Origin of the sequence: Dactylosporangium sp. NPDC048998 (assembly GCF_043197855.1) — a bacterium.
Classification (GTDB): Bacteria; Actinomycetota; Actinomycetes; order Mycobacteriales; family Micromonosporaceae; genus Dactylosporangium.
In genome coordinates, this window is the sequence record NZ_JBICTV010000005.1 from 261123 (window position 1) to 277250 (window position 16128).

The 16128-nt window shown below is 73.3% G+C and carries 12 protein-coding genes; 9 read left to right on the forward strand and 3 right to left on the reverse strand.

Annotation, left to right across the window (positions count from 1 at the left end):
* Window positions 1–62: 62 nt before the first annotated feature.
* Window positions 63–1301, reverse strand: coding sequence for an MFS transporter (locus tag ACGFI8_RS14935; RefSeq protein ID WP_392804545.1), 1239 nt, complete (start codon window positions 1299–1301; stop codon window positions 63–65).
* Window positions 1302–1377: 76 nt separating this feature from the next.
* Between ACGFI8_RS14935 and ACGFI8_RS14940 the strand changes: the two genes are divergently transcribed.
* A complete protein-coding gene (locus ACGFI8_RS14940; RefSeq protein WP_392804548.1) occupies window positions 1378–2202 on the forward strand; it encodes an AraC family transcriptional regulator in 825 nt (274 codons plus the stop codon).
* Between the two features lie 4 nt (window positions 2203–2206).
* Complete coding sequence (locus ACGFI8_RS14945) at window positions 2207–2965, forward strand: GNAT family N-acetyltransferase (protein WP_392804550.1); 759 nt, start codon at window positions 2207–2209, stop codon at window positions 2963–2965.
* A 246-nt stretch (window positions 2966–3211) separates the two neighbouring features.
* On the opposite strand, the gene ACGFI8_RS14950 is transcribed toward ACGFI8_RS14945, so the two are convergent.
* On the reverse strand, window positions 3212–4516 hold the full coding sequence (locus ACGFI8_RS14950) for an ATP-binding protein (protein ID WP_392804553.1): 1305 nt from the start codon (window positions 4514–4516) through the stop codon (window positions 3212–3214).
* A 143-nt stretch (window positions 4517–4659) separates the two neighbouring features.
* Here ACGFI8_RS14950 and ACGFI8_RS14955 point away from each other — a divergent pair, with 143 nt between their 5' ends.
* Entirely contained in the window at window positions 4660–6072 is a 1413-nt protein-coding gene (locus ACGFI8_RS14955) for a hypothetical protein (RefSeq protein WP_392804556.1), read from the forward strand.
* 87 nt (window positions 6073–6159) lie between these two features.
* Here the strand turns inward: ACGFI8_RS14955 and ACGFI8_RS14960 are convergent, their stop codons facing one another.
* Window positions 6160–7110 carry an LCP family protein gene (locus ACGFI8_RS14960; RefSeq protein ID WP_392805379.1) on the reverse strand — a complete coding sequence of 317 codons (951 nt, stop codon included), beginning with the start codon at window positions 7108–7110 and terminating at the stop codon, window positions 6160–6162.
* Between the two features lie 570 nt (window positions 7111–7680).
* On the opposite strand from ACGFI8_RS14960, the gene ACGFI8_RS14965 reads away from it, so the two are divergent.
* The 6 genes from ACGFI8_RS14965 (at window position 7681) to ACGFI8_RS14990 (ending at window position 16112) form a co-directional block, all read left to right on the forward strand.
* The gene (locus ACGFI8_RS14965; RefSeq protein ID WP_392804558.1) at window positions 7681–9336 is read left to right on the forward strand and encodes a sugar transferase; all 1656 of its coding nucleotides are present in this window, start codon (window positions 7681–7683) and stop codon (window positions 9334–9336) included.
* An 87-nt stretch (window positions 9337–9423) separates the two neighbouring features.
* Entirely contained in the window at window positions 9424–10977 is a 1554-nt protein-coding gene (locus ACGFI8_RS14970) for a serine protease (protein ID WP_392804560.1), read from the forward strand.
* 66 nt (window positions 10978–11043) lie between these two features.
* Entirely contained in the window at window positions 11044–12177 is a 1134-nt protein-coding gene (locus tag ACGFI8_RS14975) for a glycosyltransferase (protein WP_392804563.1), read from the forward strand.
* Window positions 12164–13663, forward strand: coding sequence for an O-antigen polymerase (locus tag ACGFI8_RS14980; protein WP_392804565.1), 1500 nt, complete (start codon window positions 12164–12166; stop codon window positions 13661–13663). Before ACGFI8_RS14975 ends, ACGFI8_RS14980 begins: the two co-directional genes overlap by 14 nt.
* Window positions 13660–14862 carry a glycosyltransferase gene (locus tag ACGFI8_RS14985; protein WP_392804568.1) on the forward strand — a complete coding sequence of 401 codons (1203 nt, stop codon included), beginning with the start codon at window positions 13660–13662 and terminating at the stop codon, window positions 14860–14862. The genes ACGFI8_RS14980 and ACGFI8_RS14985 overlap by 4 nt, the downstream gene beginning before the upstream one ends.
* Window positions 14859–16112 carry a hypothetical protein gene (locus tag ACGFI8_RS14990; RefSeq protein ID WP_392804570.1) on the forward strand — a complete coding sequence of 418 codons (1254 nt, stop codon included), beginning with the start codon at window positions 14859–14861 and terminating at the stop codon, window positions 16110–16112. Before ACGFI8_RS14985 ends, ACGFI8_RS14990 begins: the two co-directional genes overlap by 4 nt.
* Window positions 16113–16128 lie beyond the last annotated feature (16 nt).

Below are 16128 nucleotides of genomic sequence, written 5' to 3' on the forward strand. Positions count from 1 at the left end.
CCTGATCCGGGCCCGGCCCGCGCGGCCGGCCTTCCCCGCGAAGGCCGGCCGCGCGCCGACGGTCAGGCGGTGATCGCGGGAGGTTCGGGGACCGTGCGCAGGGCCAGCCAGGCCAGGGCCGGCATCACGATCAGCGGGGCCAGGGCGGCCCGCAGCGACGTGGCGTCGGCCAGCGCGCCGATCGCCGGGGCGGCCACCCCGCCCGCGCTGACGGCCAGGCCGAGCGTCACGCCGGCGGCGGTGCCGACGCGGGTCGGCAGGTAGTCCTGGCCGAGCGTGACCTGCAGCGAGAACGGGACGTACAGGCCGGCCGAGGTGGCGGCGACGAACAGGTACACCGCGGGGCCCGGCACCAGCACGATCCCGGCCACGGCGGCCACGGTGAGCAGGTACGCGTGGCGTACGACCGTGACCCGGTCCCAGCGCTCGGCCAGCCGGCCCCCGGCAACGGTGCCGAGCGCGCCGCCGAGGTAGAGCACCACGAGCGCCGCCGTGCCGGCCGCGGGGCCGCCGCCGAGTTGCTGCCGGGCGTACACCGCGATGAACGTGCTCAGGCCGACGAACGCGACCGACCGGAAGACCACGGCGGCCGTGAGCCGGGCGAACGAGCCGCGGTCGTCGGCGTGAACCGGATTTTTCGTACTAGGAGGCGAAATTTCCGATTTAGCGGAAGTGTCAACGCCAGTGCCGCCGCCAGTGCCGTTGCCTGCGCCGCCGGCCACGCCGGCCACGCCGGCCACGCTGGCGGCCGGGCCGCCGCTCGCGTCCGCGGCGAGCGCGCGCAGCACCGGGACGCACAGCGCGGCGCCCGCCAGCGCGGGCACGACCAGCAGCGGGGACAGCCGCAGGCCGCACGCGGCGACCAGCAGCGGCGCGGCGGCGAAGCCCACGTTGCCGCCCAGCGAGAACCAGCCCATCGCGACGTGGCTGCCCCGCCCCGCGCGCCGGGCCACCCGCGCGGACTCGGGATGGTAGGCGGCCACCCCGAGTCCGGACAGCGCGACGCACGCGAGGGTCAGCGGATAGGAGCCGGCGACGCCGGCCGCCGCGATGCCGAGGCCGCCGAGCACGGTGCTCGCCGGCAGCAGCCACGGCAGCGGCCATCGGTCGGTCAGCGCTCCGAACAGCGGCTGCGCCACCGACGACAGCAGCGTCGCGGCGAGCACCACGCCCGACGCGGCCGCGTACGTGTACGCCCGCTCGGCCACGAACAGCGGCACGAGGGCGGCCACCGCGCCCTGGTACACGTCCACGCAGGCGTGCCCGGCCGCCAGCAGGACGATCGATGTCTTCTTCCGCACCGGACCATGCTCGCCGTGCCCGGCCTGACCGGCTTCCGATAAACCGCCAACCAATGCCGATAAACTGCCAAGTACGATGCCGGAGATTCGCCACCAGCCCGTCGCGCCGACCCGCGCGCGGTGGCTCGCGCCCGGCGACGCGATCGAAGCCCACCGCCACGACGACCACCAGCTCGTCTACGCCGCGGGCGGCGTGCTCACCGTCACCACCGACGCCGGCTCGTGGATCGCGCCGGCCACCCGGGCGATCTGGGTGCCGGCCGGGACCGTGCACGCCCACCAGGCCCACGGCGAGCTCGAGCTGCACCTCGTCGGGCTGCCGCCGGGGGAGGGCCCGCCAGGGTGGGACCGGCCGACCGTCGTGGGTGCGGGGGCGCTGCTGCGGGAGCTGATCCTGGCGTACACCCGCGAACCCCACGACGACGGCCCGGCCCGCCGCCGGCTGCGGGCCGTCCTGCTCGACCGGCTGGCCGCCGCGCCCCGCGAGCCGCTGCACCTGCCCGCGCCCGCCGACGAGCGGCTCAGGGCGCTGTGCGCGATCCTGTGCGACGACCCCGCCGACGGCCGCACCCTGGCCGCGCTGGGCTGGCAGGTCGGCGCGAGCGAGCGGACCCTGGCCCGGCTGTTCCGGGCCGACCTCGGCATGACGTTCCCGCAATGGCGCGCCCGGCTGCGCCTGCACCGCGCGGCCGTCCTGCTGGCCGAGGGCGCGGCGGTGACGGCGGTCGCGCACGCGTGCGGCTGGTCCTCGGCGAGCGCCTTCATCGACGCGTTCCGCCGGACGTTCGGCCACACCCCGGGGGCGCACCGGGCCTCCGCCCCGGCGGCGCGCACGCCCGCGGCTGCGTCGCCGGCGGCGCGGAATTCGGTTGCGGGGCCAGGGGCGGCCGGTGTCGGGTGAGCCCATGAACGCCGACGAGATCCTCGCACGGTTCGACCGGGAGATCCGCCAGCGGCCGCAGGAGGGCCCCGGCGCGATCGTCGAGCGCGAGCCCGGCATCGTGCGGGTCGTCTCCGCCGACGACGGCTGGGCCGGCATCACCTGGTCCGACCTGACCGGCCTGGACGCCGGCGCGGTCGTCGCGGCCCAGGTCCGCCGCTTCGCCGCGGCCGGGCTGCCGTGGGAGTGGAAGCTGTACTCGCACGACCGCCCAGCCGACCTGCCCGCCCGCCTGCTGGCGGCGGGCTTCGAGCCGGATCCGCCGGAGTCGCTGCTCGTCGCCGAGATCGACGCGCTCCCGCGGTCGGTGGAGCTTCCCGATTCGGTACGCCTGGTGCCCGTCACCGGCGAGCGCGAGGCCGACTTGCTGGTCCGCGTCCACGACGAGGTCTTCGGCGGCGACCACTCGGCGATCGGCCGGCACCTGCTCGCCCGCCCCGACATCGTGCAGGCCGTCGTCGCCATGGCCGGCGACCGCCCGATCTGCGCCGGGCGGGTCGAGTTCCACCCGGGCACCGAGTTCGCGAGCATCTGGGGCGGCGGCACGTCCCCGGACTGGCGCGGCCGCGGCGTCTTCCGTGCCCTCGTCGCGCACCGCGCCGCGCTGGCCGCGGCGGCCGGCTACCGCTACCTGCAGGTCGACGCCTCCGACGACAGCAGCCCGATCCTGCAGCGGCTCGGCTTCGTCCGCCTGGCCACCACGACGCCGTACGTCCACGCCTGACGGGGTGGCAGCCCCCGGTGCGGATCGATGCGGTCCCCCTCGCATGTGGGATCGAGGAACGCCTCACGGCCCGTGCCGCGCGCTTGCCGCGTCGGCGATGAAAAATCGCTGTCCGGTTGCCGGGGCACGGCCGGTGAGCTGGTCCTGCTCGTGGCCTGGGACCCGGATGAGTAGGAGGTGACGCTGCGCCACCTCCAGGCGCCATCTGACGCTGGGACTACGACGACGCCGACGGTGCGGCGGGCGTTACGCGCCGGTCTCCGCGCTGCGCAGGCGGGTGACGGCCGCCAGGAGGTCGGCGTGGGTGATCGGGCCGGCCGGGGACCCGGAGCGGGCCTCGCGCATCGCCTTGTCCAGCTGGGCGCGGCGCAGCGCCTCCTTCAGGTCCGCGCCGGTCAGGCCCGTCGCGGCGGCGGCCAGCTCGCCGGCGTCCACGTCGTCGGCGAACATCCGGAAGGCCGGCGTCTCGTGCCGGGAGATCAGCGTGCGGATCAGCTTCGTCAGGATGTCGGCGCGGGCGCGGCTTGACGGCAGCGGGATCGCCAGCTTCAGGTCGAAGCGGCCGGAGCGGACCAGCGACGCGTCCACGCGGTCGGGGAAGTTGGTGGTGGCCACGACGATCACGTTGGGGTTGGCCTCGATGAGGGTGTTCATCTCCTGCTTGAAGATGCCGGCCACCGCGTTGATCATCTGCCCGGCGGCGTCGAACGCCGTGCCGGTGTAGCTGATGATCGAGTCGAACTCGTCGAAGAGCAGCACCGCGGGCGCGCGCAGGGCGCGGGCCTCGGTGAAGATGCGCTGGATGTTCTTCTCGGAGTTGCCGACCCACTTGTCGAGGATCTCCGGGGTGCGGATCTCGCGCAGCTCGGCGCCGATCTCGTTGGCCAGCGCCTGGGCGAGCATGGTCTTGCCGGTGCCGGGCGGGCCGTAGAGCAGGATGCCCTGCGGCCGGGTGGCGCCCCACCGGGCCATCACGTCCGGGTGGCGGAACGACACGGCGACGTCGCGGAACTGCGCCACGACGTCCTCCAGGCCGCCGACGTCGTCGAGCCGGACCCCGGCGGCGGTCTCGGGCAGCGCCGCGGGGCTGACGGTGACCGGGCCGGTCGTGTCGGTGAGCTCCATGACGGCCAGCACGAGCGAGGGCAGCGACGCCGAGCGCAGCACGAGGTCGGGGCCGTCCTCCTGGATCGTCACCGCTGGGTCGGTCACGTCCTCGGGCCGGGCCGGCCGGGTGGCCCGCGCGACCCCGACCGCGACGATCGTGCCCAGCACCGCGCCCGGCAGGCCGAACAGCCGGAACAGCGCCCCGCCGGCCGCGCCGCCGGCGAACAACCGGGCGAACGCGGGCAGGCTGAACGTGCTGCGCATCCAGCGGGCCTGATAACCGGTGGCGTCGACGCTGAGCTCCACGCCCCGGTGCGGCAGGTCGTGCCCGATCGCGCGCGGCTCGCCGGCGTCGGCCGCGATCAGGTGCCCGTCGACGATCCGCACCACGCGCCCGCCGATGTCGACAACCTCCACGGCGGGCCGCAGCTGCGTCTCCGGCATGCATCCGAGTCTGCCACGGATCCGCCCCACCGGCCCGCGGCCGGACGCGCCGGACCGCCCTGGGTTGGGGGCGCGACCGGCCGTTCGGCCGAGTCGCGATCGGCCCATGGAACACCTGTGCGGGCGTTGGTACCCTGCGGCCTGTGAGTGACGAGGCGCATCAGCAATCGGGATCCGGCTATCCCCCGCAGGGGATGCATCCATCGTCGCCGTGGGCGGTGCCGCCCGAGGCCCGGCCGGGGCAGTCCGAGTGGGAACAGGCCACCGAGCCTCTGACGCCGCCGTCCGGCACGCCGTCGAGCGCGCCGCCGCAGCCGTTCGATCCGGGCTCCGGGCAGTATCCCGTGTACGTTCCGCCGCAGCCGGTCGATCCGAACGCCGGGCAATATCCCGTGTACGTTCCGCCGCCGCCCGGCGATCCGAACGCCGGGCAGTATCCCGTGTACCCGCCGCAGACGTCGGACCAGTATTCCCAGTACCCGCCGGCCCAGTACTCGCCGCAGCCCCAGTACCCGGCGGCGCAGTACCCGCCGCAGCCCCAGTACCCGCCGGCGCAGCAGCCGCAGCCGCCGGCGCCGCAGCAGGGGTACGGTCCTGCGTACGGGCAGACCTCCGCGCCGCCGTACGGGCAGCCGGTGCCGCCGCAGCAGCCGCCGCAGGCCGGGCCCTGGAGCGGCCCGGTGTCGGTCCCGCCCCTGCCGGTGTCGGTTCCGCCGCAGCCGGTTTCCGTGCCGCCGCTGCCGGTGTCGGTCCCGCCGCAGCCGGCCTCGGTGCCGCCGGTGCCGTTCGCCCTGGGCGGGCAGCCCGCCCAGAGCTCGTGGCCGCCGGAGATGCAGCCGGCGCAGCAGCAGGTGCCGCCGAGCTGGTCCGCGGCGGCGACGGAGCCGCCCAAGGCCGAGCAGCCGCCGGGCGGCGGCCGCAAGGGCCTCGTCTGGGGCATCGTGGCGGCGGTGGTCGTCGGCGCGCTCGCCGGTGGCGGCGGCTACCTCGTGGGCAGGGGCGGGTCCAGCGGCGGCGAGCCGCACGCCAGTCCGAGCGGCCAGCCCACGCCGACGCCCAGCCCGACCCCCGGCACGTTCGCGAAGACGCAGCTCGCGCTGAACAAGCCCAAGTTCGACGGCGACCTGGAGCCGCTGGCCGCGCCATGGCTGGCGGACATGGGCGGCTGCGCGACCGACACCGAGCCGGGCGGCCCCAAGCTGTCGGAGGGCCAGGCCAAGCGCGTCTACTGCCGGTACAACGGCGTCACGCTGAACTTCGTGCGGTACAGCTCGCAGGTCGACCGCGATGCCGCCCGCAACTACCGCAGCCGGCTGAACGGCACCGGGGCCAGCCTCGCGCCCGGCCAGTCGTCGCCCGGCCCGAAGAGCGGCGGCGGCGGGAAGCCCGGGTCGTACGTCGAGTACGCCCTGACGAGCAGCGAGGGCCGGAACCTGTGCGGCATCTGGTGGAACCTCGACGAGGGCAACTCGGCGCTGTACATGGAGGCCGCGTGCGCCGAGGTCCTCGGCGGCGACTGGGAGCCGCTGCGCGAGCTCTGGCGCGAGCACAGCTGAGATCGGCACGAACAACGACCGGGTCCGCCGAGGGGGTTGAAGCCTCGGCGGACCCGGTCGTTTCGTCCGTTTCGTTGCAGAGCGGGGTTACTTGGTCGGGGTCGGGATCGGGTTGTCCTCGCGCAGGGCGTCGTAGAACGGCTTGACCTTGTCGTTGTCGGCCAGCACGACGCTCTGCGAGCCGATCATCCCGGTGCCCTTCGTCGGGCTCGTGTAGAAGCTCAGGTCGTCGCCGCGCAGGTTTCGCAGCTCCATCGCCATGTCGAAGATGTTGAGCGTGTCGTCGACGATGACCGCGTCCGCGGTGGCGTGCAGGAACGAGTTGAGCTTGGTCGGGCTCGTCAGCGTGCCGCCCGAGGCCGCCTTGTTGAGGATGGCCTTGATGACCTGCTGCTGGTGCTGGATGCGGGCGAAGTCGCCGTCCTTGAACGCATACCGCTCGCGCGAGTAGTCCAGCGCCATGGCGCCGTCCATCGTCTGCAGGCCCTTGTCGAAGTGCCGCTTGCCGTCCGGGTTGAGCGAGTGCGTCGAGTTGAAGCTCTCGGTCACGTTGATCTCGACGCCGCCGAGGGCATCCACGATCTCCCTGAACCCGGAGAAGTCGACGATGGCGACGTGGTCGATGCGCACCCCGGTGAACTTCTCCACGGTCTGCACGACCAGGGGCACACCGCCCCAGGCGTACGCCGCGTTGATCTTCGCGTCGGTATTGCCGTACTGGCTGGTCTGCGACTTGGGGATGTACACCCACGTGTCGCGCGGGATCGACACCATCTGCGCCTTTTTGTGGCCCTTGTCCAGGTGCAGGATGATGATCGTGTCGCTGCGCGAGCCGTCCTTGCTGTCCGGGTCCCGCGTGTCGCTGCCCAGCAGCAGGAAGTTCATCGCGTTCCCCGCGACCTTCGTCGGCCGGTCCGCCTCGGGGACGTCCTTGAACGCGTCGACCCGCTTGACGTCCCCGGCCACCGAGTTGAGCCAGAGGCTAACCCCGAGCAGGCTGACGCCGATCACCACGACCAGCGACGCGGCGATGATCAGCAGGATCTTCTTCCGGCGGCGCCGAGGCTTGGGTGCCGTCGTGCCGCTGCCCGGATTGCCCGGATCGTTGCGGTCCGGCCCGTCGCTGCGCCGCCCGCGCCGGGGCGCAGGAATCCGCTCGACGACGGTCGTGTCACTGTCGGTAAACGGTTCTCCCGTTGGCATGGCGAGGATGGTACTGACACCGGCCCGGATCCAGGTACCGGCCGGTCGGGTCAAGGGTGTCGCGTCGGGCCCCGCGCCGACGTCACCGTCCGTGCAATGGGGGTGTCTGTCCACATTGTCCGAAATATCAAAGTAATGAAATGGAGTAATGGCCGCTAATCCGACATGACGGCCGCAGCGATATGTCCCTTGTCGCGCCAAGTAAATGTGACGCGTCTCTCATAGGTGCTGGTCCTGCAACCGGGCAGGGTGGTGAAAGCCGACGGCTTGGTCTTAACATCCACAACCATCGGACGCGACGAGGCGGTTCGTCGCTTGGCGGGGGAAATCATGCAACTGGAACCAGGACGAATTGCGCCCACTGCCGACGACGAAGCCAATCCGATACCGCGACCGGTGATGGGGATGCACGACGACGACCTGATCGATCACGAGCGAACTGGCCGCGACCGCGCCGGGACGGCGGCCGGCGATCTCTGGGTGCCCGCGCAGCGTGACGGCGCCGACGACGGCATCGACCTTGACCGGACCTTCGAGTACGCACCGGCCGACGCTCCGCGCCGCGAGCCGCGGATCCCCCAGCAACCCCAGGAACCCCGGCAACTCCAGGAACCTCAGGAGGGGCGGCACCGCGGCGACCCCTCGTCGCGGCCGTCGCCCGACCTGGCGGCCCGGATCGCCGGCTCGACCGTCGTCATGCCCTACCTCGGCTCGCCGGTGGCCCGCAAGACCCGCGCGCTGCGCATGTGGATGCTCTCGATCCCCCTCGACATCACGGCGTTCGCCCTGCCCGCGCTGCGCTACCAGCAGCACTGGAAGAGCATCCTCGTGGCGGCCGCGCTCAGCGCCGCCCTGTTCGCCGTCGGCGGCCTGTACAGCGCCCGCCGGCACCTGAGCTTCCTCGACGACCTGCCCACGCTGATCGGCCGGATGCTCATCGCGTGCGCGATGGTGAGCCTCGTCGTGGCGATCCGGCACTCCTCCCCCGAAAACCTGGCGTCCTTCCTGCGCGTGGTCGCCGTGTCGGCGACGTTTGTGCTGCTCGGCCGCGCGATGAACTACACGTCGGTGCGCTTCGCCCGGCGCAAGCGCTGGGTCGAACACAGCGCGATCATCCTCGGCGGCGGCCCGGTCGCGATCGAGCTGGCCCGGCTGCTGCGCCGCTACCCTCAGTACGGGCTGCGCTTCGCGGGCTTCGTCGACGTCGAGACGACCGTCCACGACCTCAAGGAGAGCACGCCGCTGATCGGCCTCTTCGACGATCTGGAGGAGATCGCGAAGATGGTCGACTGCGACGTGATCATCATCGCGGACATCGACTGCCCCGAGTCCAGGCTGCTGCCGGTGGTGCGCTCTCCCGAGACGGCGCGGTACGACCTCTGGATGGTCCCCCGGCTGCGCGAGTTCAGCGCGCAGGGCAGCAGCCCCGACCACATCGGCGCGATCCCGGTGGTGCGCGTGCGCCGCCCCACGCTGAGCGGCCTGAAGTGGTTCGTCAAGCGCGCCTGCGACGTCGTGCTGTCCTCGATCGCGCTGCTGGCGCTCACCCCGATCCTGCTGCTGTGCGCGATCGCCGTCCGGCTCGAGGGCGGGCCGGGCATCTTCTTCCGGCAGCAGCGCATCGGCCGCTACGGCAAGCCTTTCCAGCTCATCAAGTTCCGCTCGATGCGCCCGGTGAACGAGAAGGAGTCGCAGACCAACTGGTCCGTGGCGCACGACCCGCGGGTCGGGCCGGTCGGGCGTTTCTTGCGCCGCACCTCCCTGGACGAGCTGCCCCAGCTGTGGAACATCCTGCGCGGGGACATGACGATCGTCGGGCCGCGGCCCGAGCGGCCGTACTTCGTGGACCAGTTCTCCGCCGAGCACCCGGACTACGCGATGCGCCACCGCGTGCCCGTCGGCCTGACCGGCCTGGCCCAGGTCAGCGGCCTGCGCGGGGACACCCCGATCTCCGACCGCGCCCGCTTCGACAACTACTACATCGAGAATTGGTCGATCTGGCTCGACGCGAAGGTGGTGCTGCGGACGGTGGCCGAGGTGTTCCGCGGCGGCGGTCGGTGACGGCCGGCCGGGGGTCCGGTACCGGTCGCGGAACGCCTAGAATGCTCTCTGAACGGCGGCACCCACCCCTCGCCGTCCGGAGACGACATGTTCATTAGCCTGGCGTTGCGGCGCCGACGCGGCACCTTCGCGGCGACCGTCGCACTGCTGGGCACGCTGCCGGCCGTCACCGTGTGTGTTCCCGCGGCTGCGGCCCCGTCCCCGACGTACACCCGCAACGAGCCGGCGATCGCGGTCGCCGGCCCGTCCGTCGTGTACCTCGAGGCGACGTACACAGGCGTGCTCCGCGACACCAAGACCGGCCAGCCGCGGGCCAAGGAACCGGTGGTCGTGGTGCGCCGGTGCAGCGGCGTCGTCGTCGACACGCAGGGCGACGTGCTGACCACGACCCTGTGCGTCCAGCCGAGCGACGAGATCCTTCTCGTCAACGCGCTGTACCGCCTCGGTCGCGACCTCGTCACGCAGGGGCAGCTCGCCGCCGACAAGGTCGACGAGTACGTCACCTCGATGCAGGCGACGTCGTCGTTCACCGGCGAGAAGGCGACCGCCAAGCCGCAGGTGGCGGTGTGGGGGCAGTTCGACATCGCGACACCGGAGCTCAACACCGACCCCGCCATCCCCGGCACGATCCAGTCGGCGCTGCCGGCCGACGGCGGCAACGCGGCGGTCGTTCGGCTGCAGGGGGAGCACCTGCCGGTCGTCGAGCTGGCCCCGGACGCCGACCCGCGGCCGGGCGACACCGTCATCGGCATCGGCTACGGCACGGCGAGCAGCGAGTCCGCCGCCGGCTCGTACACCGTGCGTGCCAAGACCGTCACCGTGACCGGCCGCACCGCGACCAACCGGATCGGCATCAACGGCGACGTCGGCCCCGACGCCCGCGGCGGCGCGGTCGTGGACACCCGCGGGCGACTGGTCGCCCTGCTCGACACCGACCCCAACTCGCCGGGCGAACCGACGCACGACCTCATCACGCAGCTGCACCTCAGCAGGCTGCTGGAGCAGGCCAAGGTCACCAACGACCTCAGCGACGTCGACCGGGCCTACCGCGACGCGCTGGCCGCCTACTTCGACGGCCGCTTCTCCGTCGCGGTCGGCAAGTTCGACGCGGTGCTCAAGATGGACCCGAAGCACATCGCGGCGCACACCTACCGCGACCGGGCGGCGCAGCGGCTGGACACCGAGGGCGACTCGGTGGCGAACCAGGCGACCTGGCTGCAATACCTGCTTGCCGTCGTGATCGGCGCCGCCCTGGTCGTGCTGATCAGCCTCGTCGCGCAGCGCGTGGGGCGGCTGCTGGCCGCCCGGCGGGCGCCCGAGCCGAGCGCCGGGACACAGCGGCCCGTGCCCGTTCCCTTGGCCGAGCCGGAGTCGCAGCCGACCGTGCTCATGCCGGCCGTGCCCATGCCGCCTGTTCCCGTGCCGCCTGCGCCGGTGCCGCCCGTGCAGCCCGTGCAGGTGGACGCCGATGCCACCGTCGTGCTGGCCCGCTCGGACCTCGGCGCCGGCCCGCCGGGCCGCGCCGACCCGGACGCGACCGTGGTCATGCCCGCCGTACCGGCCAACGACGAGACCGTCGTGCTGCCCTGGCGGACGCTGCACGACGGGCCGGCCGACCGGCGCCAGGCGGCCCGGCCGTGATCGCGCCGGCGGGACCACCCCGCGCCGGCAAAACACCGCACAGCTCGGATTCAGGGAGGATTCGCCGTGGATGACCTGCGGGAGGGCGTCGCGGGCGCCGGAGCGCGACCCGTGCTACTGCCGGGGAAGTCGATCGCGCTGGTGCACGAGTGGTTCGCCGTCACCGGCGGATCCGAGAACGTCTTCGTCGCCATGCACGAGGTCGTTCCGCAGGCGAAGCCGTTCGTGCTCTGGCGCGACGCGGACGCGCAGCGCGGCGCCGGGTTCCAGGAGTCGTGGCTCGCGCGCACCCCGCTGCGCCACGCCAAGCCGCTGGCGCTGCCGGTGATGCCGCTGACCTGGCGCACGCTCACCCGCGAGCACTTCGACGTCGTCATCTCCTCCAGCCACGCCTTCGCGCACACCGTCAAGATGGGCAGCCCCGAGGAGACCCGCTACCTCAGCTATGTGCACTCGCCCGCGCGGTACGTCTGGAGCCCCGACTTCGACGGCCGCGGCTCCAACGGTCTGCTGACGCTGCCGCGTAAGGCGCTGCAGGCCGCCGACGTGCGGCTGAGCCGGCACGTGCACAGCTACGCCGCCAACTCGCGGGAGGTGCAGACGCGGCTGCGGCGCTTCTGGAACCGCGACTGCCGGGTGATCCACCCGCCCGTCGACGTGCAGTACTTCGCCGAGGCGCCCGAGCACCAGCGCCGCCAGGAGCGCGGCTACCTGCTCGGCGTCGGGCGGTGGATTCCGTACAAGAACTTCGACGTCATCATCCGGATCGCCAACGCGTCCGGCATCCCGCTGGTGATCGCCGGCTCCGGCCCGGAGGAGGCGAATCTGCGGCGCGCCGCGGAGGCGGCCGCCGTCCCGGTGCGCTTCGAGCGCCAGCCGTCGCGGGAGCGGCTGCGGGAGCTGTACTGGGGCGCTTACGCGCTGCTGTTCCCCGCGCACGAGGACTTCGGCATCATCCCCGTCGAGGCGCAGGCCTGCGGCACGCCCGTGCTCGGCGTGAGCCGCGGCGGGCTGCTGGAGACCGTGGTGCAGGGCGAGACCGGCTTCCTGCTCGACTCGCTCGAGCCGGTGGAGTACGCGGCGGCGCTGCGCCACGTCGGGCAGCTCGACCGTGACCGGATCCGCGCGCACGCCTGGAACTTCTCCGCCGACGTGTTCAAGGCGCGGATCGCGTCGTGGATCGCCGATGACGCCTCCTGACGGCCGGCAACCAAGGTTTCGGCACGCGGCCCGGCAGCGGCCGCGCGCCTCCTCGGTCGTCGCGGCGGTCGCCGGCGCGGCGGTCATCGCCCTGCTCGGCGTCCTGCTGGTCCTGCCGCACCCGACGCTCGCGGGTGCGCTCGGCCTCGTCGCCGTCGCGGTCTGTCTCACCGCGCTCTACCAGGTCACCTTCTCCGGCTCGTTCGCGCCGGTCGCCGTCACGTTCTGGTCGTTCGTGACGGTCTGGGTGGGCGTCGCGCCGCTGATCCAGCTCCGCGACAACGTGATGCCCTGGCCGGACCTGCCCCTGCGCCAGTACTACGTGACCGCGCAGATCATCCTGCTGGTGGCCGTGGTCACGTACTGGGCGGGGTACGGCCGCGGCGAGCCGGCCCTCAGTGTGCCGCGGGCACCGCGGTTCACCGTGACGATCGAGAAGGCGATCGTGGTGACCGGCCTCGCCGCCCTGCTGACCGCCGTGTGCCTGCCGCAGACCGGCGGCCTCGTGGTCCGCTTCACCACGCGCGACGACCTGCAGGGGGCGATCAAGCGCGCCGGGCTGGTCGACGGCAAGGACCAGGCGCTCGCCGGGCTGCTCAGCACGCTGCCCGCCGCCGTGTGCCTCGTCGCCCTCGTGCTGTGCCTGCTCTGCGTGCGCGACCGCAACCACGCGACCCCGAAGGCCAGGCAGATCCTCCTGGCCACCACCGCCGTCGCCGCGCTGCTCAACATCATCTACAACAACCCGCTGACCGCCAACCGGTTCGCCACCTTCACCGTCATGCTCGCCGCCGTGTTCGCCCTGGTGCGCTTCAACCGGCAGCTGTGGCGGACCCTGTTCTCCGCCGGCATGCTCGGCGGCCTGGCGGTCGTGTACCCGCTGGCCAACCTCTTCCGCAACGACAAGTCCCGCGGCAGCCTCCGGCTGGGCCTGGACGCCTATTACACGTACGACTTCGACGGATTCCAGCAGACCGTCAACTCCGTCTACTACGTGCACGCGCACGGCCACACGTGGGGCCGCCACCTGATCTCGGCGCTGCTGTTCTTCGTGCCCCGGTCGATGTGGCCGGGCAAGTCGATCGCGGCCGGCAACGTGGTGGCCGCCAGCCGCGGCTACACCTTCCAGAACCTGGCGCTGCCGTTCTGGGCCGAGGTCGCCGTCGAGTTCTCCATCGCCGGCGTGGTGGTGGTGTTCTTCTTCTACGGGCGGCTGGCGGCCCGCCTGGACCGCTCCGTCGACAGCGGCCGGATCGGCCTGCTGATGGCCGTGGCGGTATTGTTCGCCGCGTGCCAGATCGGGATGCTGCGGGGCCCGCTGGGCGCACAGATCCCGCTCGTCGGCGCGGCGTTCGGCCTGCTGGTCGTCGCGGTCGTCGGCTGGCGCTTCCGGTCCTGGGGCCTTACCAGGCCACCCGATCCAGACGACGCCCGCGGCGGTGCGCGCCCGGCCGGGCGGCGGATTCCAGCGAAGGCAGGGGCATGAACGGACCGACACCGAAGATCGCGGTACTGGCCGACTGGTGGTGGCCGGAGACGGTCGGCGGTGCCGAGCGCTCCGCCCGCGCCGCGGCGATGGAGCTGTCCCGATTTGCCCGGGTCGAGATCTTCGTGCCCGCCGCGCAGGAGCGGGAGTACACCGACGGCCCGCTGACCGTGCATGCCGTGCGCCGCCCCTTCGCCCGCCGCGCGCACGTGGACTCCAAGGCCCGGCGCGGCATGGAGTTCCTGACCGCGTGGCTGTGGCCGCCCGTCGCACGGCGCCTCGCGCGGCGGATCAGGGCGTTCGGGCCGGACGTCGTCGTCGCGACCAACGTCTCCCGGACCGGCCCGTGGCTGGTGCGCAACGCCCGGTCCACCGGGACGCGGTTCGTGCGCGTCTACCACGACCTGAGCGACACCTGCTGGCGGCGCTCCCGCCTCAAGGGCGGCTCCTCGTGCGCCAGCGTGTGCGGCGAGTGCGGGGTGAAGACGCGGATCATGCGCGCCGCGCAGCCGGAGTCCGGGATCGGCGTCTGCGTCTCCGGGTTCGTGCAGACCGAGCTGGTCGCCGCCGGCCTGACGACGCCCGCCACGAGCCTCGTCGGCTACCCGATGCTCGGCGCCGCCATGCCGCCGCGGGCCCCGCGCCGGGTCGCCGGCGACCTCGTCACGGGGTACATCGGCCGGATCGACGCGGTGAAGGGCATCGAGTCGGCCATCCGCGCGACCGCCGCCTACCGCCGCGGCACCGGCAAGGCGGTGTCCATGCTGGTGGCCGGCGAGGGCGACCCCGGCTACGTCCGGACGCTCGTCGCGCTGGCCGAGCAGGAGTCGCTGCCGGTCGAGTTCGCCGGCCACATGGAGGTCGACGCGTTCTGCGCGCGGGTCGACCTGGTGCTGATCCCGTCCAAGTGGATGGAGCCGTTCGGCCGGGTCGCCGTCGAGGTGGGCCGGCGCGGGCTGCCCATGCTGATCTCGCCCGTGGGCGGCCTGCCCGAGGCGGCGGCGGTCTCCGGCGGCCGGTTCGGCTTCGCCGACTTCGACGACCCCGCCGCGGCGGCCCGGGCGCTGGCCGCGCTCGTCGACGGTGCGCATGGCGGCGCGGCGCCGCCGGCCCGGCCGCAGTCCACACTGCCCCTGGAGCACGCCGTCGCCCTCGCCGTCCAGCGCGTCCTCGCGCCGCGCGCGGAGTCGCGCCGATGAGTCCGTCGTTACGGGGGCGGCTGAGCAAGGCGGCCTGGCCCAGCCTCGCCCTCACGTTGAGCCAGCTCGCCCTGATGGGCACGAGCCTGGTGTTCAGCCTGTCGCTGGCGTACGCGGGCGGGCTCGAGGCGGTCGGCGCCACCGCCGGCGCGGTGCTGGTGTTCCAGCTGACCTGCGGCGTGCTGCAGCGCAGCCTGTCCGAGGCGACGCTGCTGACCGACGCCAACGCCGAGCGGCGCGCCGATCCCCGCGCGTGCCGCTGGTCGGTCACGGCCGCCCTGCTCGGCGGCCAGGTCGGCGCGGCGGTCGCGGTGCTCTCGGCGGTGCTCGTGCCGGCCGGCTCGCCCGGCTACGCGATCGTCTACGCCGCCGGCATCCCGTTCGCGATCGCGCTGGACATCGGCCGGTCGGCCGACGTGGCCAGCGGGACGCCCCGCGCGGCGTTCGCCGACGCCGGCCTGTGGCTCGTCGCGCAGGCGGGGCTCATGGCCGTGTTCGCGGCCATGCACATGCCCATGGGCGTCTGCCTGTCGTGGGCCGGGGTCAACATCGCGTTCTTCCTCGCCGCCGCGCTGCGCGTGCACCGGCGGCCCCGGCTGCGCGGCCTGTCGGCGTGGGTGCGCTCGCGCCGCGGGCTCATGGGCTCGGCCTCGCTCGACGCGCTCCTGGTCGGCCTCACCCCGGTCCTCGCGCTGCAGGTCACCGCGTTCGTCGCGGCCCCGGCCACACTCGGCGCGGTGCGCGTCCTGCAACAGGTCTTCGCGCCGCTGTCGTTCCTGTCCATCACCCTGCGCCGGGTGCTCATCTACCGGCGCAAGGCCGAGGTGCTCACCACGACGGCCCAGGACCTGCGCGACGGCGTGGTGTCGGCCGGGCTGATGGTGCTCGGCGGCGGGCTGCTCGCCCTCGCGGTGTTCGTCGGCCGCGGCATCGTCCCCGCGTTCGCGTTCATCCCGGTCGGCGCCGTGCTGGTCGCGGCGGCCGCCGAGAAGGTCGCGCTCGGCCTGTCGTTCGGCACCTCGCTGAGCAAGTTCATCCGCGGCGAGTTCGCCGTGCTGCTGCGGGCCCGCTGGGTCATGCTGGTGCTGGCGGTCGTGCTGGTGCCGCTGGCCACGGTGTGGTGGGGTCCGGTCGGATACCTCGCCGGCTCGTCGTTCGCCATGGTCGTGTACTCGTTCGTCGTGCTCGCGCTGCCCAGTGCCCGGCAACCCGCTCCGGTGCCGGCGGCCACCGTCGCGGCCCGATCCTGAACCGGCTGGGGGAGAT